Source organism: Burkholderia sp. AW49-1, from assembly GCF_053427845.1.
The window spans coordinates 1-20,543 of record NZ_JBSAXF010000004.1 but is presented as its reverse complement, the minus strand read 5'-3'; the positions used below and the strand labels follow the sequence as shown (position 1 = coordinate 20,543).

16 protein-coding genes and 1 pseudogene are annotated in these 20,543 nt (G+C 66.4%); 11 read left to right on the top strand and 6 right to left on the bottom strand.

What is annotated here, in order from left to right:
• Nucleotides 1-23: 23 nt before the first annotated feature.
• Complete coding sequence (locus ACV22W_RS08420) at nt 24-965, bottom strand: LysR substrate-binding domain-containing protein (protein WP_448018755.1); 942 nt, start codon at nt 963-965, stop codon at nt 24-26.
• Nucleotides 966-1,042: 77 nt separating this feature from the next.
• Here ACV22W_RS08420 and ACV22W_RS08415 point away from each other — a divergent pair, with 77 nt between their 5' ends.
• The 3 genes from ACV22W_RS08415 (at nt 1,043) to ACV22W_RS08405 (ending at nt 3,040) form a co-directional block, all read left to right on the top strand.
• Complete coding sequence (locus tag ACV22W_RS08415) at nt 1,043-1,441, top strand: nuclear transport factor 2 family protein (protein WP_059534064.1); 399 nt, start codon at nt 1,043-1,045, stop codon at nt 1,439-1,441.
• Between the two features lie 124 nt (nt 1,442-1,565).
• Nucleotides 1,566-1,835, top strand: coding sequence for a MoaD/ThiS family protein (locus tag ACV22W_RS08410; protein WP_448018994.1), 270 nt, complete (start codon nt 1,566-1,568; stop codon nt 1,833-1,835).
• Between the two features lie 56 nt (nt 1,836-1,891).
• Nucleotides 1,892-3,040: a WD40/YVTN/BNR-like repeat-containing protein gene (locus ACV22W_RS08405; protein ID WP_448018754.1), complete on the top strand. Its 1,149-nt coding sequence runs from the start codon at nt 1,892-1,894 to the stop codon at nt 3,038-3,040.
• A gap of 49 nt (nt 3,041-3,089) precedes the next feature.
• On the opposite strand, the gene ACV22W_RS08400 is transcribed toward ACV22W_RS08405, so the two are convergent.
• Nucleotides 3,090-4,013 (bottom strand): LysR substrate-binding domain-containing protein, encoded by a 924-nt coding sequence (locus ACV22W_RS08400; protein WP_448018753.1) that lies wholly within the window; start codon nt 4,011-4,013, stop codon nt 3,090-3,092.
• Between the two features lie 158 nt (nt 4,014-4,171).
• On the opposite strand from ACV22W_RS08400, the gene ACV22W_RS08395 reads away from it, so the two are divergent.
• The gene (locus ACV22W_RS08395; RefSeq protein ID WP_448018752.1) at nt 4,172-4,597 is read left to right on the top strand and encodes a PACE efflux transporter; all 426 of its coding nucleotides are present in this window, start codon (nt 4,172-4,174) and stop codon (nt 4,595-4,597) included.
• Nucleotides 4,598-4,735: 138 nt separating this feature from the next.
• Here ACV22W_RS08395 and ACV22W_RS08390 read toward each other — a convergent pair whose 3' ends face one another.
• From ACV22W_RS08390 to ACV22W_RS08375, 4 genes and pseudogenes are all read right to left on the bottom strand, one after another.
• Nucleotides 4,736-5,683 (bottom strand): choline ABC transporter substrate-binding protein, encoded by a 948-nt coding sequence (locus tag ACV22W_RS08390; protein ID WP_059534053.1) that lies wholly within the window; start codon nt 5,681-5,683, stop codon nt 4,736-4,738.
• Between the two features lie 109 nt (nt 5,684-5,792).
• Nucleotides 5,793-6,794 (bottom strand): GlxA family transcriptional regulator, encoded by a 1,002-nt coding sequence (locus tag ACV22W_RS08385; protein WP_448018751.1) that lies wholly within the window; start codon nt 6,792-6,794, stop codon nt 5,793-5,795.
• Between the two features lie 114 nt (nt 6,795-6,908).
• Complete coding sequence (choW, locus tag ACV22W_RS08380) at nt 6,909-7,805, bottom strand: choline ABC transporter permease subunit (RefSeq protein WP_059819594.1); 897 nt, start codon at nt 7,803-7,805, stop codon at nt 6,909-6,911.
• Nucleotides 7,798-9,088 (bottom strand): annotated as a pseudogene (locus ACV22W_RS08375) (quaternary amine ABC transporter ATP-binding protein); the annotation flags it as partial. The gene choW and the pseudogene ACV22W_RS08375, both read right to left, overlap by 8 nt.
• A 476-nt stretch (nt 9,089-9,564) precedes the next feature.
• On the opposite strand from ACV22W_RS08375, the gene ACV22W_RS08370 reads away from it, so the two are divergent.
• The 7 genes from ACV22W_RS08370 to ACV22W_RS08340 form a co-directional block, all read left to right on the top strand.
• On the top strand, nt 9,565-12,972 hold the full coding sequence (locus ACV22W_RS08370) for a DUF2339 domain-containing protein (protein WP_448018750.1): 3,408 nt from the start codon (nt 9,565-9,567) through the stop codon (nt 12,970-12,972).
• On the top strand, nt 12,969-14,339 hold the full coding sequence (locus ACV22W_RS08365) for a DUF3999 domain-containing protein (RefSeq protein WP_448018749.1): 1,371 nt from the start codon (nt 12,969-12,971) through the stop codon (nt 14,337-14,339). The genes ACV22W_RS08370 and ACV22W_RS08365 overlap by 4 nt, the downstream gene beginning before the upstream one ends.
• 331 nt (nt 14,340-14,670) lie before the next feature.
• Nucleotides 14,671-14,976, top strand: a complete 306-nt coding sequence (locus ACV22W_RS08360) for an NIPSNAP family protein (protein WP_059598866.1) — start codon at nt 14,671-14,673, stop codon at nt 14,974-14,976.
• Nucleotides 14,977-15,286: 310 nt separating this feature from the next.
• The gene (locus tag ACV22W_RS08355; protein ID WP_059466925.1) at nt 15,287-15,937 is read left to right on the top strand and encodes an NADPH-dependent FMN reductase; all 651 of its coding nucleotides are present in this window, start codon (nt 15,287-15,289) and stop codon (nt 15,935-15,937) included.
• Between the two features lie 223 nt (nt 15,938-16,160).
• Complete coding sequence (locus tag ACV22W_RS08350) at nt 16,161-16,379, top strand: hypothetical protein (protein ID WP_059534037.1); 219 nt, start codon at nt 16,161-16,163, stop codon at nt 16,377-16,379.
• 92 nt (nt 16,380-16,471) lie between these two features.
• Nucleotides 16,472-17,374, top strand: a complete 903-nt coding sequence (locus ACV22W_RS08345; RefSeq protein WP_448018748.1) for a ferritin-like domain-containing protein — start codon at nt 16,472-16,474, stop codon at nt 17,372-17,374.
• 1,046 nt (nt 17,375-18,420) lie between these two features.
• Nucleotides 18,421-20,543: YadA family autotransporter adhesin (locus tag ACV22W_RS08340; RefSeq protein ID WP_448018747.1), on the top strand; the 2,123-nt coding region annotated here is incomplete at its 3' end.

Genomic DNA, 20,543 nt, shown 5'->3' with positions numbered 1-20,543 from the left:
CGCACCGCGCACGCCCGTCGCGGTCAATCCTCGTGCGCGAGACGCGTCAGAACCGCCGCGAGCGCTTGAATCGCGGGTTGCGTGGCGCGCTGCGCCGGGTAGACGAGGTAGTAACCCAGCCCGTTGCGCACCACCTCCGGAAACGGCGTGACCAGCGCGCCGGCTGCCAGCCGATCCGCCGCCATGCGCGGATCGCCGATCGCGACGCCGTGCGAGTGAGCCGCGGCCGTCAACGTCAGTTCGAGCGTATCGAATACGAGCCCGGTGCCCGGGTCGATCCGCGTTGCGCCGACGGCGTCGAGCCAGCATCGCCATTCGTCGCGATTGCGCGCGGGATGCAGCAGCGTCGCATGCGCGAGATCGGCGATCGACTTCAACGACGCACCGATCTCGCGTGTACACATCGGCGTGAGGCACTCGTCGAACAGCGGCACCGCCACCATTCCCGCCCAGTTTCCGGTACCGCGCACGACGATGGCATCGAAATCGGCGTCGGTGAAATCCGGCGTGTCGTCCGCCGACGTGTGAATGCGCAATTCGGTTCGCGGCAACGCGTGATTGAGCGCCGAAAGCCGCGGCAGCAGCCACCGGATCGCGAACGTGGATGGCAGGCGCAACGTCAGGGTCGACGCGGCATGCGCATGGGCATGCGCGTGTCGCGCCAGTTGCGCGAGCACGTCGACCGCCACCGTCAGCAACGCGCCGCCTTCCGCGGTCAACGTCAATCCCGACGAATGACGAACGAACAACGCACACCGGTAGTGCGCTTCCAGTTGCTGCACCTGACGGCTCACCGCACCCTGAGTCCGGCACAGATGCTCGGCCGCCCGGTTGAAGCTGCCGAGTTCAGCGGCGGCGACGAACGCCTGGAACGCCGTCAGCGGCGGCAGCGCACGCGTGAGATCCGCCAGCGGATATGCACGGGCGGCATACCCGGGTTGCGGATTATTCGTTTGTTCGGTCATCGCTGCATCGCTATCGTGGTTGAACCGGCTCGCGACGGCTGTCGCGGACGACTCGTCAACAATCAACGGAGAAATACATGGTCTCGTCGTCCGACGCACTATATACGCGGCAGGTCGATACCTACCTGAAAGCGCTCGAACGCGGCGACGTCGCCGAGATCTGCGCGCTGTTCGCGCCGGATGCAAGGATATTCTCGCCGTTTCTCGGCTGGATGGCGCCGCGGCCCTTTTTCGAGAAAGTCGCGGCGGCATCCGGACAAAGCCGGATCACGCCGATCGACATCTGCGTCAGCACGACGGGCGCACGTCGGGCCACCGGCTATTTCGTCTACGACTGGGGACTGAAGGACGGCGCCGAGGTGCGGTTCGAGTGCGTCGACGTCTTCGAATTCGACGACGACGCGCGCATCGAGCGCATGGTCATCATCTACGACACGCATCCGGTGCGAAGTACCGTCGGCGACAAGTACGCATAATCGGATCGTTGCGCGGCGCAGCAACGTCGCCGCGCCGCCCGCCGTACCGCAAATGCCGCTGCTGGCCCGATCGATCGCCTACACTACAGACCGTCCCCCCGCGCGGCTCCTGCCAGCCACTGCCATGGCCCATCTCTTCTTCGCGGCGTCGATCCAGCGCCATATCGACACGCCCGAGCGCGATATCAACGCACGGACGCTCGGCGAAGCGCTTGAAACCGTCTTCGGCGAGCAGCCGCGGCTGCGCGGCTATATCGTCGACGACCAGGGTGCGCTGCGAAAGCACCTGTCGGTGTTCATCGACGGCCAGCCGGTGCGCGACCGGCAACACCTGTCCGATGCGCTCGGCGATGCCAGCCGCGTCTATGTCGTGCAGGCGCTGTCCGGCGGATAAAGGGACGCACCTCCATCGAAGCAAGCGCCCGGTCGCATTTATTGGAGAGACCCGATATGAACGATCGACTGCTCGTCGCGACCCGCAAGGGCCTGTTCGTGCTGCACGCCGACGGCAACGGCGGCTGGTCGCTCGGCGAGCCGCACTTCATCGGCGAACCCGTCAGCATGGCGCTGGCCGACCCGCGCGACGGCACGCTGTATGCGGCGCTCAATCTCGGCCACTTCGGCGTCAAGCTGCATCGCCGGCGTGCCGGTGCAGCCGCATGGGAGGAATGTGCGGTGCCCGTCTATCCGCCGCAGCCCGCCGACACGCCTCGCGCCGACGCCGGCACCCACGCGGGCGCCGGTGCTTCGGACGACGAAGCACCTGCCCCGCCGCGCCCACCGTGGACGCTTCAGCAGATCTGGTCGCTCGAAGCCGGCGGCGCCGACGAGCCGGGCGTGCTGTGGGCCGGCACGATACCGGGCGGACTGTTCCGCTCCGACGACGGCGGCGATTCGTGGGTGCTCAACCGCGCACTATGGGACCGCCCGGAGCGCGCCGAGTGGTTCGGCGGCGGCTACGATGCCGCCGGCATCCATTCGGTGATGATCGATCCGCGCGACAGCCGGCACGTGACGATCGGGATTTCGTGCGGCGGCGTCTGGCAGACCTTCGATGGCGGCGCGACCTGGCGCGTCAGCGCCGACGGCATGGAAGCCGACTACATGCCGCCCGAGCGGCGCGGCGAACCCAACGTGCAGGATCCGCACCGCGTCGTCCAGTGCGCAGCCGCTCCCGATGTGCTGTGGACCCAGCATCACTGCGCGATCTTCCGCTCGACCGACGGCGCCGCGCACTGGCAGCGGATCGAGGCGCAGCCGTCGAGCTTCGGCTTCGCGGTCGCCGTGCATCCGGCAGATCCCGACACCGCGTGGTTCGTGCCGGCCGTGAAGGATGCGTGCCGGATTCCGGTGAACGGCCGGTTCGTCGTCACGCGCACGCGCGACGGCGGCCGCAGTTTCGAGACGCTGTCGAACGGGCTGCCGCCCGCGCCGGCCTACGACCTCGTGTATCGGCATGGGCTCGCGGTGGACGACTCCGGCACGCATCTCGCGATGGCGTCGACGACGGGCGGGTTATGGACGTCCGGCGACGGCGGTGAAAACTGGCGGCAGGTCTCCGCGCATTTGCCGCCGGTGTATTGCGTGCGTTTCGGGTAACGAACGATTCGCACGCGTCGCAGCGCAATGGAAGCGCCGGACCGTTGCGTCACACATGCGGCGTGATCCGCGCCACCGCCCCACGCGTGCGCGCGATTTCCGCTTCGAGCCAGTCGAGAAACCGCCTGACCTGCGGCTCGCGTTCCCGCCCGGGCCGGCACAGCGCGACGAAGCGTGCGCCGGCGAGCCGCACCGGCGGCTCGATCGGCATCAGCGCGCCGCGCTCGACGTGCTCGGCGACCAGCACGGAGCTGAGCAGCCCGACGCCCTGGCCGTGCAACACGGCCTGCAACGCGTAGTGCTCGTCGTCGTAATGCCGGAACACCGCGCGCTCGAGCCATGCTTCCCGGCCCGCCGCACGACACCACGACGCCCAATCGATCGACATCGGCAACGGCGTATCCCACACCGTCTCGATCAAATCGAGGCGCTCGTCCGAACGATGCGCATCGAACCCGGTGGCCGCATACGCGCCGAAATACTCGTCGATCAATGCGATCTCGTGCAGCGTCGGGAACGTGCGCGACGTCGCGCGAATCGCGAGATCGATTCGCGCGTCGCGGTCGAGATCGGCGAGCGTATTGCCGGTTTCGACCTTGATGTTCAATTGCGGATCGACCTGCCGAAACCGGCCGAGACGCGGAATCAGCCACATCGCGGCGAATGCGGGCGTGGTGGACAGCACGAGCGTGCGCTCGTCGGCCGCTTCGGGCCGCACCGCGTCGAGCCCGCGACTCAGCGCTAGCAACGCATCGTGGCTCGCGCGAAACAGCCGTTCGCCCTCCTCCGTGAGCCGCACGCCGCTCGCGCCGCGCTCGAACAGCAGCACGCCGATCCGGCTTTCGAGCGACTTGATCTGATGCGATACGGCCGCCGGCGTCACGGACAACTCGTCCGCCGCGGCCTTGAACGAGCCGAGCCGTGCCGACGACTCGAATACACGCAACGCAGTCAGGGGAATTTTCGAGAACACGGGGCCTCGCGGGCCGGGTCCGGCCGGGTTGAATTCGATTCAATCCGGGTGAGATTAGGTGAATTGAAGCGCTCGCGCAACGCACGTAGCCTTGCGGGACGTCGCGGCGCCGTGCCGCGCAAGCGACCGTCGAGCCACCGTCGAACCGGAGAAACAACGTGCAAGGCCTACCGCGCAGGATCACGCAGGCGGTGCTCTACGAAGCGATCGCGATCTCCTGCATCTCGCCCGCGATCGCGGCGATCTTCAAGCAAAGCCTCGTCTATTCGGGCGCATTGTCGGCGACGATGTCCGCGATCGCGCTGCTGTGGAACATGATCTTCAACGCGCTGTTCGAGCGCTGGGAAGCGTCGCGCCGTCGGCCCAGGCGCACGCTCGCGCGGCGGATCCTGCACGCGACCGCATTCGAGGGCGGGCTGATCTTCATCCTCGTGCCGGTGGTGTCGTGGTGGCTCGACATCTCGTGGTTCGACGCGTTCGTCGTCGACATCGGGCTGTTCGCATTCTTCTTCTGCTACGCGTTCGTGTTCCAGTGGGCATTCGATCGCGTGTTCGACGTACCGGCAGCGACGAAGGAAACGTGACGTTCGCGTTCGCCGCGCGGCGATTCGCCAACCGACTCGAGGCCCGAAAACAACGCGGCCCGCCCGCACGATACGGGAGGGCCGCGTTTCATCACGCCGGCGCGCCGTCTTCAGCGGGCGCGCCGTTCGTCCGGTCGCTCAATGCACGCCGAGATACGCCTTCACCGCCGGCAGGCCCGGCTTGCCGTCGATCGTCGTCACACCCGCGAGCCACTTGTCGAGCGCCTGCGGATTCGCCTTCAGGTACTCGGCCGCGGCCTTGTTCGGGTCTTCCTTGTTCATGATCGGCACCATCACGTGGTTTTCGATCGTCGTCGTGAACTGAAGGTTCGACACGAACTTCGCGACGTTCGGGCAGCGCTGCGCGTAGTCGGGCGGCGTCGCGGTCAGCACCTTCGCTTCGCCGTAGTTCGGGCCGAACACGTCGTCGCCACCGCTCAGGTAGTCGATCTTCATCTGCACGTTCATCGGATGCGGTTCCCAGCCGAGGAACACGATCCACTGCTTGTCGCGGATCGCGCGATTCACCTCGACCAGCATCCCGGCCTCGCTCGACTCGACCATCTTGAACTTGCCGAGGCCGAACTGGTTGCCGTCGATCATCTTCTTGATCAGCAGGTTGCCGTCGTTGCCCGGTTCGATCCCGTAGATCTTGCCGTTGAGCTTGTCGGCGAACTTCTGGATATCGGCGAACGACTTCAGGCCGCCCTGGTACACGTAGTCGGGCACCGCGAGCGTGTATTTCGCGCCGGTCAGGTTGGGCGTGGCGAGCACCTTGATCGTGCCGGCCTTCGTGAACGGCTGGATGATCGGATCCATCGTCGGCGACCAGTAGCCGAGGAACACGTCGATCTGCTTGCTCTTGATGCCCGCGAACGTGATTGGCACCGATGCGATCGTCTTGGTCGGCGTGTAGCCGAGCCCCTGCAGCATCGTCGATGCGAGGCCCGTGGTGGCCGCGATGTCGGACCAGCCGACGTCCGCGAAGCGCACGTTCTTGCACACGGGCGGGTCGGCCGCATAAACCGCCGACATCGGTGCTGCAATCCCGATCCCGCATGCCGCTGCGATCAATAGGCGCTTCATCTGTCTTCTCCTCAAAGTGACGTCGTTTTTCATGGGGCGGGATCGAGTGTTGAAACCGCGCGCCGAGATCCCGTCGGCGTCGCGGACCGAATGGCTCGCGCGGGTCGTGTCAGCGCCCGGGCAACCGTCGCTCGTAGCTCGGCGCGTGACCGAACTGCGCGCGATACGCCTTGCTGAAATGGCACGGCGAATGGAATCCGCACGTCGTCGTCACGCGCGCGATCGATGCGTCGGTCGTGCGCAACAGGTCGCGCGCGCGTTTCAGACGCAACGTCAGGTAATAGTGGGTGGGCGACACGTTCAGGTAAACCTTGAACATCCGCTGCAGGTGCCGCTGCGAAAGTCGCACGAGCCGCGCGAGTTCCTCGAGCGAAAGCGGCTCCTCGATGTTCGCCTCCATCAGACGCACGACCTCGATCAGCTCCGCGCGCGAGAACCCGACACGCGCATCGACGGGAATCGGCTGCGTGTCGGTCGAGCTGCGGATGCGCTCGAGAATGAATTGCTCGGACACCTGCGCGGCCAGCTGCTGGCCGAAGCGCATGCCGACGAGGTTCAGCATCAGGTCGAGCGGCGCGGTGCCGCCGGTGCAGGTGAGCCGGTCGCGATCGACGACGAACAACTCGTCGGCGAACCCCACCTGCGGAAACTCCGCATGCAGCGCGGACAAATTCTCCCAGTGCACGGTGCAGCGATAGCCGTCGAGCAGACCGCCCGACATCAGCGCATATGCGCCGGTGCAGATGCCACCCAACGGCAGACCGCGTTCGGCGAGTGCCACGAGCGTGTCGCGCGCACCGTCGTCGACCACTTCGCGGATGTGGATCCCGCCGCACACGATCATCACGTCCGGCAGGTTCGTGTAGTCGAGCGCCTGGGTCGGACGCACCGCGATGCCGTTGCTGGCACGCACGGGCGCACCGTCGAGCGAATAGATCGACCACTGGTAGTGGTCGGATCTCCCAACGTAGTTCGCCATCCGAAGCACTTCGACCGCGCTCGAGAACGCGATCATCGAGAAATTCGGCAGCGTCAGGAAGCCGAAATGGGCAAGGGACGAAACCGGTGAAACGCAAGCGGCGGGCACGGCGGCAGCGGCGGCGGACGTCACATCGGGCTCCTGGCGAATTGAGCAGGTTGCACGCAGCCAGCCCCGTGGCAAACGCCACGGAGGCCGGTATCGAATCGGGGAAGGCGGCCGGAAGGCGAACCGGCCGCCGGTTGCTTACGCTTGCGCGGGCGTGGCCTTCGCGCGGAACAGTTGTTTCAGGCCGGAGAACAGCGGTGCTTTCACGGTGCCCGGCGCGCGGCCGAAGCTCTCGGTGATGCGGTCGAGAATGATCGCGAGCAGCACGACCGACAGACCGCTTTCGAAGCCGAGGCCGATGTCGAGGCGCTGGATACTTGCGAGCACGTCGTTGCCGAGGCCACCCGCGCCAACCATCGACGCGATGATCACCATCGACAGCGCCATCATGATCGTCTGGTTCACGCCCTGCATGATCGACGGCAGCGCGTTCGGGAACTGGACCTTGTACAGCAACTGCCACGGCGTGCAACCGAATGCCTGGCCGGCTTCGACGATCTCGCGGTTCACGTGACGGATGCCGAGGCTCGTCAGGCGCACGGCCGGCGGCATCGCGAAGATCACCGTCGACAGGATCCCCGGCACGCGGCCGAGACCGAACAGCATCGCGGCCGGAATCAGGTACACGAACGCCGGCATCGTCTGCATCAGGTCGAGGATCGGACGCACGATCGCGGCGACCCACTTGCTCTTCGCCGCCCAGATGCCGAGCGGAATGCCGAGCACGAGGCTGACGATCGTCGACGACAGCGTGAGGCCGAGCGTGATGACCGTCTGGTCCCAGAAGCCCGTCGCGAAGATCAGCAGCAGCGATGCGGTGGTGAACAGTGCGAAGCGCCAGCCCACGCGCCACAGACCGACACCGATGAAGATCGCCATCATCAGCCACATCGGGATCGCCTGCAGGCTATGCTCGACGAATGCGGCGAGGCCCTCGATCGCGCGGCCGATCGTATCGAACGTCGCCGCGTCATGGTCGAGCAGGTAGTGAACGGACTGGTCGACCCAGCTACCGAGCGGAATCATTTCAGACATGGGAGCCTCGCGAACGCGTGATGGCCTTCAGGATAAGTGCGCGGTCGACCGAGCCGCAGTAGCAGCCGTCGTCGTCGACGACGGGCAGCGCATTCGGGCTCGCGACGACACGCGCGACGACATGTTCGAGCGACGCATCGCGCCGGATGCTTTCGATCGGCCGCACGGACGGCGAGTCCTGACCGATCGCGTCGCGCGTAACGAAGCCGCGGATCTTGCGGGCGGCGTCGAGCACGAACGCGTATTCGGCACTGCCGTTCAGCGTCGCCGCGACGTTCGCGGCATCGCACTTCGACATGGTCGGCACGGCGCCCGTCTGCATCAGGTCGCCCGCCGTCAGATAGCGGCTCGTGTCGATGCCGTCGAAGAACGCGCGCACGTAGTCGTCGGCCGGATTCGCGATGATGTCCTGCGGCGTGCCGACCTGTACGAGCCGGCCGCCTTCCATGATCGCGATGCGGTTGCCGATGCGCAGCGCCTCTTCCAGATCGTGCGACACGAACATGATCGTGCGGCGCTGTTCCTTCTGCAGTTGCAGCAGCACGTCCTGCATTTCGCGGCGCTTGAGCGGGTCGAGTGCGGAGAACGCCTCGTCCATGATCATCAGCGACGGGTTCACGGCCAGCGCGCGGGCCAGGCCGACGCGCTGCTGCATGCCGCCCGACAGCTCGGACGGCAGCTTGTGCGAGAACGGTGCGAGGCCGACCTGCTCGAGCACCTCCATCGCACGGCGTTCGCGTTCCTTCTTGCCGACGCCTGCGACCTCGAGGCCGAACGCGGCATTCGATACCACAGTGCGATGCGGCATCAGCGCGAACGACTGAAACACCATGCTCATGTCCTTGCGGCGCAGCGCGGTCAGCGCGGAGCGGCGTGCCGACGCGACGTCGAGCCCGTCGATCAGCACCTTGCCGGCGCTCGGATCGACCAGCCGGTTCACGAGGCGGATCAGCGTGGATTTGCCGGAGCCGGACAGGCCCATCAGCACGAATATTTCGCCTTCCTGCACGTCGAACGATACGTTGTGCACACCGACGACCTGACCGGTACGCTTGAGCACATCGTCTTTCGTCGCGCCGGCAGCGAGCATGTCGAGCGCCTGCTGCGGGTTGCTTCCAAATACCTTGCACAGACCTTCGACCACGACCTTGGGGGCATCCATCGAAACCTTCTCCTCGTGTAGCGGGGACTCACGCGTGTCTAGCGTGCCTACATAGTTGCCAGAAAAAACCCCGACCTGCCGACGAATTACGACAAACGCTTGCGCAAATACGACACACCCGGCGGCCCCGCCACGCGGGGCGCGGCGCTAGGCGACACTCGATTGCGGCAATGCAATACGCGCACAGCCAACAACGGCGGGCCTCCCGGGCGCGACTTGTGCGCAGCAGCGCGACGCGCGAACGGCGCCGTTTTGCGCCAACCCGCGGAGGCCGCGCGTCGCTTTGCGACAATTCCACGTCCGATCGGACGGCGTCGCTCGTCCCCTTCTTGAGAAAGGAATGGTCGTACGAAAGCCTGCATCGCGAACATGCGACAGGCACGTTTCGCCGCCCGCCCGCAACCCAGAAAATCCCCCATGGCCATTGTGATACATTGCCGGCAATCACGCCGATCGCGACGTCGCAGCGCGCCTTGGGCGTCGCGCTGCGCCGACGGCGTGCGCATGCCGGTTCGCCTGCCGGCCATACTGAAACAGCCTCGATCGGGCCGTGCGCCGATCGAAGGACGATAACGAAATGAGAGAGGGAGCAAGGCGATGAATTGGGCTTTTGCCGCAATCGGTTTCATCGTGGGCGGTATCGCCGCATTGTTCGGGGATTTCTCCGCCGCCAACGGCACGCTGCTCGGCGCGGCGGTCGGATTCTGCATCGGTCACGCGCTGCAGCAACGCAAGCGCAAGAGCGGCGACGCGCTACCCGACGCGTTCGCGATTTACGCCAATCCCGCGACACCGCAGCCCGCTCCCGTGCCGCTCGCCGATCGCGTCGCGCGCCTCGAAGCGACGGTCGACGCGCTCACGCGCGAGCTCGACGTATTGCGTGGTCAGCTCGCGGGCGCGAAGGCCGGTGCCGCCACGACCGGCAGCGCCGCGCAAATGCCACCGGCGACACCTACCACGGTCACCCCCGCTCCCTCCGCAATGCCGCCGCAGCCGTCCGTGCAGCCGGCCGTCGCGCGCGCCGGCGTACCGCCGTCGACGTCCATCCCGGCTCCCGCACCGGCAGTCGCCACGCGGACGAGCGAAGCGACCGCCGCTGCCGGCGCGCCGACGAATCCGCCCGCGCCGACTTCGCCATCTGCCCCGCCCGTCCCGCCGAAGCCCCGCGAACCCGGCATCGCCGAACGCGCGTTCCGCGCCGCGCGCGACTGGTTGCTCGGCGGCAATACGGTCGTGCGCGTCGGCATCATCGTGCTGTTCTTCGGCGTCGCGTTTCTGCTCAAGTACGCGGCCGACAACAACATGCTGCCGATCGAATTCCGCCTCGCCGGCACGGCACTCGCCGCAGCCGCGCTGCTCGCGATCGGCTGGCGCGTGCGTGCGCGCCGCGCGGCATACGGCCTCGTGCTGCAGGGCGGCGGCATCGGCATCCTGTACCTGACGATCTTCGCCGCGACCAAGCTCTACGCGTTGCTGCCGGTCGGCGCGGCGTTCCCGCTGATGGTCGCGGTGTGCGCGCTGAGCGCGTTCCTCGCGGTGAAGCAGAACGCGCTGCCGCTTGCATTCATGGGCAGCGCGGGCGGCTTTCTCGCGCCCGTGCTGCTGTCGACCGGCCACGGCAGCCATGTCGCGCTGTTCAGCTACTACGCATTGCTGAATGCGGGCATCTTCGCGATCGCATGGTTCAAGGCGTGGCGTCCGCTGAACCTGCTCGGCTTCGTGTTCACGTTCACGATCGGCTCCGCGTGGGGCGTGACGGCATACCGCCCCGCGCTGTTCGCGACCACCGAGCCGTTCCTGATCCTGTTTTTCCTGATGTACGTCGGCATCGCCCTGCTGTACGCGGTGAAACGCGAACTGGCGCTGCGCCACTACGTGGACGGCACGCTCGTGTTCGGCACCCCGATCGTCGCGACGGCGCTGCAGGCATCGCTCGTGAAGGACATGCCGTTCGGGCTCGCGTGGAGCGCGGTCGCGCTGTCGGCGTTCTACGTCGCGGTCGCCGCATGGCTCGCGCGGCGCCGCGATCGTCTCGCGCTGCTGTTCGAGGCAATGCTCGCGCTGGCGGTGATCTTCGCGACGCTCGCGGTGCCGCTCGCATTTTCGGGCCCGACGACGAGTGCCGCATGGGCGATCGAAGGCGCGGCGATCGTGTGGGTCGGCGTGCGCGAGAAGCGCCTTGCGCCGTTCGGCTTCGGCCTGCTGATGCAGATCGCCGCGGCCGGCGCATTCTTCACGAGCCTGCTCGGGCCGGCCGGCACGAACGCGCTTCCGGTGCTCAACAGCCCGTACATCGCAATGCTGCTGATCGCGCTCGCCGGATTGTTCGCGGGCTGGTGGCTGCACGGGCGCGACGAAGCGCGCGCGTGGCACGCATGGATGCCGGACGTCGGCGCGGCGGCCGCGGCCTGGGGGCTGCTGTGGTGGCTGAGCAGCGGGCTGCACGAGATCCTCGTCTATGCGAGCCGCCACGTCGATCTGCATGCGGACCGCTTCGTCGTCGACGCGACCGCGCTGTTCGCAGCAGGCACCGCATGGCTTGCACACGTCGCGCGCCGCAAGCTCGCCTGGCCGATCGCCGAATGGCCGGCACTCGCGCTGACGCCCGTGCTCGCGCTGCTCGCATTGCGCGCGTTCGATGCACATGAGGCGCCGCTGTCGGGCATGGGTGCGTTCGCGTGGCCGATCGCGGTCATCGCATGCTATGCGCTGCTGCTGCGTCAGTCGCGCGGCACGGCGGCCGCTGGTCCGGCCACGGGCGCGACGGGCACGTCGAGGACGTCGGCCGTGGCGGTCACCCCCACGCCGATGATCGCGCCGCTGCACACGCTGATGTTCTGGACGTTGTGCGGGCTGTTCTCGCTCGAAGGCTTCTGGCGCCTGCGCGCGTTCGTGCCCGAAGGCGCGTGGAGCTGGAGCGCGTGGGCCTACGGCTTCGGCGCGCTGCTTCTGCTCGTTTCGGGCCCCGGCTCCCGCCTGCGCTGGCCCGTCGCCGCGTTCCCGCGCGCGTATCAGGTGTGGGGCGCCGCGCCGCTCGCCGCGCTGCTGTGGCTGTGGAGCATCGCCAGCGTGACGAGCGACGGCGATGCGTCGCCGCTGTTCTGGCTGCCGCTGCTCAATCCGCTCGACGTCGCGCAACTGCTGATCTTCGTCGCGTTCGCCACCTGGCTGCGCCGCCTGAAGACGCTCGGTGTCGGCTGGCATCCACTCGCGGCCGACCTGGCGGCGCTCGCGACCGTGTTCCTGTGGTTCAACGCGCTGCTGCTGCGCACGCTGCATCACCGTTTTCACCTTGCCTACGACATCGACGCCGTGCTGTCGTCGTTCGGCATCCAGCAGGTGTTCATGGTCGGCTGGAGCCTGTTCGCGTTCGCCGGCATGTGGCTGACGCGCCGCGACGGCATCGCGCGCGTGTGCGCGCTCGCGTCCTTGCCACTGATCGTCGTGATGTGGGTCTGGACCTTCTACGCGAACTTCACGCAGGACGGCGGCAATTGGGCGCGCGTTCCGCTGCTCAATCCGCTCGACCTCGTGCTCGTGGTCGTCTATGCGCTCGCGGCGTCGTGGTTCGTGCGCGCGCGCAAGCTCGGCTGGTCGTTCGGCAACTACCGCGTCGAGCTGCTCGGCGCGGCCGGCGCGACGGCCTTCCTGTGGCTGAACGCGATCCTGTTGCGCACGCTGCATCACTGGACCGGCGTGCCTTATGCATTCGATGCGATGGCAGAATCGACGCTCGTGCAGGCGTCGGTTTCCGTGTACTGGACGCTCTGCGCGCTCGCGACGATGATCTGGGCCACGCGCCGCGGGTTGCGTCCGCTGTGGTTCGTCGGCGCCGCGCTGCTCGCGCTCACGGTGGTCAAGCTGTTCCTGTTCGACCTGTCGCACGTCACCGGCATCGAACGCATCGTGTCGTTCATCGGCATCGGCATCCTGCTGCTGTTGATCGGCTATTTCTCGCCGCTACCGCCGAAGGCCGCGACCCAACGGGACGATCACCAACCATGAAACGACTCGCAGCCCTGCTCGGCCTGAGCCTGCTGACGTCGTTCGCGGCGGCCGACGGCACGCCCGGTGCGGAACGCGTTGCCCAGCGCTTCTCGCTCGACCTCGACGGCAGCGCCCCGTATTACCAGCTCACCGTGCCGCAGGCCGTCTATGCGGCCAGCCGGCGTGACGATCTCGGCGACGTGCGCATCTTCAACGGCACCGGCGAGCCCGTGCCTTACTCGCTCGATGCGCCCGTGGCGGCGGCCGTGCCGCCGTCGCGCACGCCGGTGCACTGGTTCCCGTTGCCGCCGGCGCGCGCCGACGACGGACATGCGCCGCTCGGCGTGTCGGTTGCGCCGCTCGGCGTGTCGGTTGCGCCGGACGGCTCGCTGCGCGCGGCCGTCACCGCGCCGGCGCGTGCGAAGCATGCGGCCGATCTCGTCGACCTGTCGCACGCGGACGGCGAGGTCGACGCACTGCTCGTGCACGTGAGCGACGACAGCTACCAGGGGCGTGTCGCCGCCGAAGCGAGCGATGACCTGCGCAGCTGGCGATCGCTCGGCAGCACGCAAATGCTGAAGGTAGGACGCGGCGGCGACATGCTGGTGCAGGAACGCATCGCGCTCGAAGGCACGGGGCCGCGCTACCTGCGGCTCGACTGGCTCGACGGCGCCCCCACGATCGGGTCGATCGAGATCGAAACGCAACCGCACGATGCACGCACGGCGGACCGCGCGGCCGTGCCGCGCCAATGGCGCGAAGCCGCGCACGTGCGCGCCGGCAGCGCGCCCGGCGAGTATCTGTTCGACACCGACGGCGCCTATCCGGTCGACCGCGTGCGTATCGACCTTCCACAGCCGAATACGGTTGCGCGCGCAACGCTACAGAGTCGCCCCGACGCGCAAACGCCGTGGCGCGACGTTGCCGACGTGGTGCTGTTCCGGCTTCAGGGCAAAGGCGGCGAACAGCGCAACCCGCCGCTGGCGTTCGCGTCGAATCCGGATCGCGCATGGCGAATCGTCGTCGACATGCGCAACGGCGGCCTCGGCAGTGGCCAGCCTGCCGTCGCGGTCGGCTGGCATCCGGCCGCCCTGACCTTCGTCGCGCGCGGCACGCCGCCGTTCACGCTCGGCGTCGGCAATGCGTCGCTGTCGTCGTCGGCCGTGGGCCGCGATGCGTTGCTCGTCGGGATGGCGCCGGAAGTGCGGCCCGCGCGCGTCGGCGCGGCACTGCCGGTTTCGGCGGCCCCGTCGGAGCCGGCCGATAAGGATGCGATCCGCCGTTACGTGCTGTGGGTGGCGTTGGTCGTTGCGGTCGGCGTGCTCGGCACGATCGCATGGCGCCTCGCGCGCGGCGGCAGCGACACGCACACACGCGACGATTGAGGCAGGCCACGCCGGCACGGTGAATCAGGCCGCAGCCGCGCGCCGCGAGGCGTCGCAAGAAAATGTCGTGAAAATCACGAGAGATCGAAGCGCAACGATGGCGCGACGGCGTGCATGCCCATGGGTTCGACGCCTTCGCACAAGTGACCGGATTCACCGATCGTTGCGCCCGCAAGCAAGCCGTGACGCACACATCGGCGTCGACGCACGTCGGCACGCGCGAAACCTTGCCCGCGATGCACGAAGCCGGCGCGAGCGCGGCCGGCTCCTCGTTGACACGCCCCGCGACGCGCTCCAGACTCGCTGATCCTCCACAGCACCGCGAGCGCCCATGGTCACCTGCTTCCTTCGCTACGTCATCGATCCGTACAAACTCGAGCAGTTCGAAACCTACGGCAAGATGTGGATTCCGCTCGTCGAGCAATTCGGCGGCACGCACCACGGCTACTTCCTGCCTTCCGAGGGCGCCAGCAACATCGCGCTCGCGATGTTCTCGTTCCCGAGCCTCGCCGAATACGAGCGCTACCGCGAACGCTCGAAAACCGATCCCGCCTGCCAGGCCGCGTTCCGGTATGCAGAGGAAACGCGCTGCATCGTCAGCTACGAGCGCAGCTTTTTCCGGCCGGTGTTCGCGTAACGACGCATGACGCCCGCGCGTCGCCCCCCTTTCCGGCGCCGGACGAAAAAAAGCCCCGCCTGCATCCGCGCGGCGGGGCCAACCCATGTCAGTAGAGACATCATGGAGGAGACGGGCCCATCTTATCGAGCGCGGCACGCCGTCCCAACCAAGCATTTCTGCTATCGATCTGCGTCGCCGCGCGCACGCTCGACCCGTGTGCATGGCATATCGATAGAACGAAAAGTCGTTTTCAGAGTAGCGGCGGGGTCGTTACCATCTGGTTTTAAGCCTGTGCTTAGCCGGGCAAGCCATCCCCAAGGAGCGCCCCTTGACTGCATTCGATCAACACCGCCGCCCGTTCGTGGTCGGCATCGGCGGGACCACCCGAGCCGCGTCGTCGACCGAACGCGCGCTGTCGTTCGCACTGCGCGGCGCGCAGGCCGCCGGCGCACGCACGCGGCTGTTCGACGGCCCGTTCCTGCATACGCTGCCGCACTACGCCCCCGAACACAAGACGCTGACCGACGCGCAGCGAGAGCTGATCGACACCGTGCGCGAAGCCGACGCGATCATCATCGCGACGCCCGGCTATCACGGCGGCGTGTCCGGCCTCGTGAAGAACGCGCTCGACACGCTCGAGGAACTGCGCGCCGACGAGCGCCCGTACCTCGACGGCCGCGCGGTCGGCCTGATCGTCACGGCCTACGGCTGGCAGGCCGCCGGCACCGTGCTGACGTCGCTGCGGTCGATCGTCCACGCGCTGCGCGGCTGGCCGACCCCGTTCGGCGCCACCGTGAACACGCTCGAAACGCGCTTCGACAGCGCCGACAGCTGCTCTGATCCGAAGGTCGTCGCACAGCTCGAGACCGTCGGCTCGCAGGCAGCCGAATTCGCGCTCGCGTTCGCGTCGCATCGCGCGGCCACGCATGCCGCATCGGTCGACGCGCTCGCGCCCGTGCTGAAGATCGCCAACCAGTAACCCCAGCCTCCCCGCCGCCCGCGCCCGGCCGACGACGTTCGCCGCGCGCGGGCGCGCGTGTCCGACGGTACGGTGCGCATCGCGCCGTCGCCGCCTGCTTCATGCCGTCTCCCCGCGCCGATAACGATCCTGCCCGCCACGTGATTTGCATTGGCCGAAAGATTGGTTCACGCGCGCCGCGGGTTTTCGTACGCTGAAAGCCCGAACCTTCCATGCGCACGCCATGAACCGCACGATCCGCTACAAGGGCTACGAAGTCGCCCCCGCTGCCGCCCGGCTGCCGAACGGGCTGTTCGCCGCGAACCTGACGATCGAGAAGGCAAGTGGCGGTCCGTCGCCGCGCGCCGTGTCGTTCGACGCGATCGACTTCTTCTTCGAAGAAGAGCACGCGCTCGCGTATGCGTCCCGCTGGGGACGCCTCTGGATCGACACGCAGGCCTGAGCGCAGCGCACGGCAGCGCGGGCCGGCTCGAAAATACGCGATTACGAAAGCTATGCAAGAATCTTTCAACTCGTAATCGCATAACAACAGCCATGTCCGACACGCTGCAGGAAGACCACGCAGCGGCAGATCACGCCATGCGCAACTGGACCTTCGAGCGTCAGGGTCCGGTCAGGATCGGTTCCGATGCGCACAGGCAGATGTTTTGCCGCATGCTGCTCGACACGCACAATCCGTACAAACCGGCCGTCATCGACTGGCCGCCGCTCAAGCCCGACGAACTCAAGCGGCTCACGTCGCTGCCGATCTGGGACATCGCCGTGCAGACCGAAGGCCGCGCGTCGATCCGCGTCGCCACTTACGCGGCGACCGTCGGCGATCCGCTGTTGCGCCGGGCGCTCGAGATGGACGGCGCCGAGGAGGCCCGGCACAAGGTCGTGCTGTCGAAGCTGGTGCAGGCATACGGCATCAAGCTCGCCCCCGAACCGGCCTATCCGGCACCGAAGGACCCCGAGTGGTCGTGGATGGTGACCGGCTTCAGCGAGTGCATCGACAGCTTCTTCGCGTTCGGCCTGTTCCGCTCCGCGCAGCGCTCCGGCTATTTCCCGCCCGAACTCGTCGACACCTTCGAACCCGTGATCCAGGAGGAAGGCCGGCACATCCTGTTCTTCGTGAACTGGTATGCGTGGTACTGGCGGAGTTTGCCGTGGTGGCGCCGGCCGTGGTTATTCGCACGGGTCGCGGCCGTGTGGGCATTCCTGATCCGGGAACGCATCGGTATCGCGCGCGGGATCGACGCGGACGGCGTCGCGCACGACGCGAACTTTCCGGCGACGAGCACCGCGGACATCGGCGATGCGCTCAACCCGCGCGAATTGATCGAACTGTGCCTCAGCGAGAACGACCGGCGGATGGCCGGGTACGACAAACGGCTGCTGCGCCCGATGTTCGTGCCGCGCATGGCGCGCCTCGCGCTGCGATTCCTGAAGAAATAAGGCCGCGGCCGCAGGTTGCAGGCGGCGCCTCGTCCGGGACGATGCATTGCATCGCCCGGGTGACATAACCGCGACGTGCGGCCACGGCCGCCATCCGCACCGCGGCGCACCTTCGGACGAAAACGAGCAAGCCTCCGGCTCGCATCCGGCAATTCGCGCGCGACGCCCCGCTTCCCCCGACAGCGCTCATCCAACGCGCTTGCGCGTCGTCTTTCCTTCCGCAGATGTCCATCCTGGCCGGCCAGTTCGAGTCATCGTGGCTCAAATCTGACGTTTCCTGCTCGCTCCGCCCGTTGCCCGAACTTGCGCGTCGCCAACCGTCGTCGTGGACGCTCCGACACGTCGCTCAATTCGCTTCCGAACCCCTCACATGAAATACGTCAATAGGCGAATTCCAATCCGGAATCCAAATAGCTGAGTCAATGCGTCTGTAGCACTTTTTTACAACTTCGTGAGGCCAGCCGCCGGGGGGAAGGCACGTCCCACGGGCGAGTGCGGCCGGCGAAATGCGCAAACCAGCATAGTCAGACAATCATTTCCTTACGTTTTTTTGATTTTTAATCAAACTCACAAAATGCAATTCAAACCCACCATTAAATATCAAATTAACAAATTAACAAGTCCGCCGGCCACCTCCAGGCCAGCACTCCATCAAACATTACAGCCAATAAAAGACAACGTTTGCCGCAAACGTTTGCCATTTCATTTGTCTTACTTTTTGTGCGTGCCAGTGTGCGGCATCGCACACAAAAATCACTCAAGCCATTGATTTTAATCGGATTTTCGATGCTCAGCCGCATTCACCATGCACCCTTCATACAGCATTCCATGCATTTTCACGCTTCTTACAGTCGGTTGCATCATAACGCGATGTATTAACCATATTTTAACTTTTAGGACATTAAATTTTTCACTGTTTGTCAATCACAAAATGTCGCCTCAAATAAACTCCGCCCATCAATTTTTGAGATTCGCGCGAGCGCACGGCAAATTCCTCTAACGAAAGAGACCGGTGTGTGGCGTGCTTATTTGGAGGTAATAGGGACATGAACCGCACATACCGCTCGATCTGGAACGAAGCTCTTGGCGCCTGGGTCGCGGCATCCGAACACGATTCGGCACGGGGCAAGGGCAAGCGCTCGGCTTCGGTTAAGCTGCTTGTCAGCTTGTTGCTGGCCGGCGCAGCACAGGCCAGCTACGCAGGTACCTATACGTTCAGCGGGGGCAATGGAGGGGGCAATTGCGGCTATGTCAGTGGAATAGGACCCGACGGCACGCGAACGTATAGCGCCGGAACCGCCCCCTTCGATGGAAGTGGTGGATTTTCGTCGGTTGCTGGCTGTAACGCGAACGGTAACAACTTGCTCGGTGTGACCTTGTACGGGTCGTACACGACCGCCACCGGAAACGGTGCGGCCGCGTTCGGCATGGGTGCGAGTGCCGCGCAGTGGGGGACTGCCGCCGGCCTCGAGTCGACTGCAAGCGGCATCGCATCAAGCGCGTTCGGATACGGGACCACAGCGGCCGGAAATGCGTCAATTGCAATTGGCGGCGCCAATCAAAATGGCGCTACCGGCGGAGCCGTATCGCGCAACGCCGAGGATATCGCCATTGGCGCGAACGCAACGGCGGGGGTCGCAGGTTCGTCAGTCGTTCGCGATACCGCTGTTGGCAGTCATGCGGCGGCGATCGGCGGGGATTCAGCCGCATTCGGTGATTACAGCACTGCATCCGGCAGTTACTCCAGTGCGTTTGGGGAAGGTTCGCTGGCGTCCGGCACATCGTCGAGCGCGTTCGGCAACGGCAGTACTGCGTCCGGATCACAAGCTGTCGCCGTAGGCCCCTCGACTTCGTCGGCGACCGGATCCGTCGCCGTCGGCGCCGGCGCACTTGCGAGCGCAAATGCAGCGGTGGCAGTCGGACAGAGTACGTCGGCGACCGCTACAAATGCCACCGCGATCGGCGTTGCTGCAGTGGGTTCCGCTGCCGGTGCGACGGCCATAGGTAGTGTCGCGACGGCATCCGGGCAAAACAGCGTTGCGTCAGGCGCCAATTCGAATGCGTTGGCGTCAAGCGCCGTCGCGATCGGCGCACAGTCGTCGGTGGCGTCGACCGCGACCTCGGGGATCGCGGTCGGGCGTGGCGCGACCGCGAGCGGCGCATACGGCATCGCGCAGGGCGATGGCATCATTTCCGGCTCGATCGGCCAGAACGTCGCGATCGGCTCCAGCGGCACGACAGCCAATAGTTCGACGACGACCGGCGGCGCGGTCGCGATCGGCCGTGGGCAGACCGCGATCGGCAACGGTGCGGTCGCGATCGGCGATCCGAATGCGGCAACCGGCACGGGGGCAGTGGCGCTGGGCGCCAACGATACGGCCAACGGTCAGGGCGCGGTTGCGCTCGGTAACGCCAACACGGCGATTGGGCAAGGCTCCGTCGCATTGGGGAACAGCAGCACCGTTTCGGCTGCGGGCGGTATCGCGCTCGGTGACACCGCGGTTGCCAGCGCCACCAATGCACAGGCATTTGGTGCGGGATCCGTGGCGAATGTGGCAGGCTCGGTGGCGTTGGGTTCCGGCGCCGTCACGACGGGCACGGCAACGACGGCCACCGGCGGCACGGGCACGGTCAGTAGCACGACCATCGGCAGCACGACGTTCGGCACGTATGCCGGTGCAAGTTCTGCCGCCGGCGTGGTTAGCGTCGGCGCGGCGGGTGCGGAACGCCGCATCGAGAACGTCGCTGCCGGCCTGGTCAGCGCGACAAGTACCGATGCGATCAACGGTAGCCAGCTTTATGCGGTCGCAAGTACGACTACGTCGAGTATTGCCAGCTTGTCGACGTCCACGTCGACGGGTCTGTCGTCGGCAACCAGCTCGATCTCGTCGCTGTCCACGTCGACTTCGACCGGCATCAACTCGCTGTCGACTGGCCTCAGCTCGACCAACAGCTCGGTGGCTTCGCTGTCGACGTCCACGTCGACCGGTCTCTCGTCGGCTAACAGCTCGATCAGCTCGCTGTCCACGTCGACCTCGACCGGCATCAACTCGCTGTCCACGGGCCTCAGCTCGACCAACAGCTCGGTCGCGTCGCTCTCGACGTCCACGTCGACCGGTCTCTCGTCGGCTAACAGCTCGATTAGCTCGCTGTCCACTTCGACTTCGAC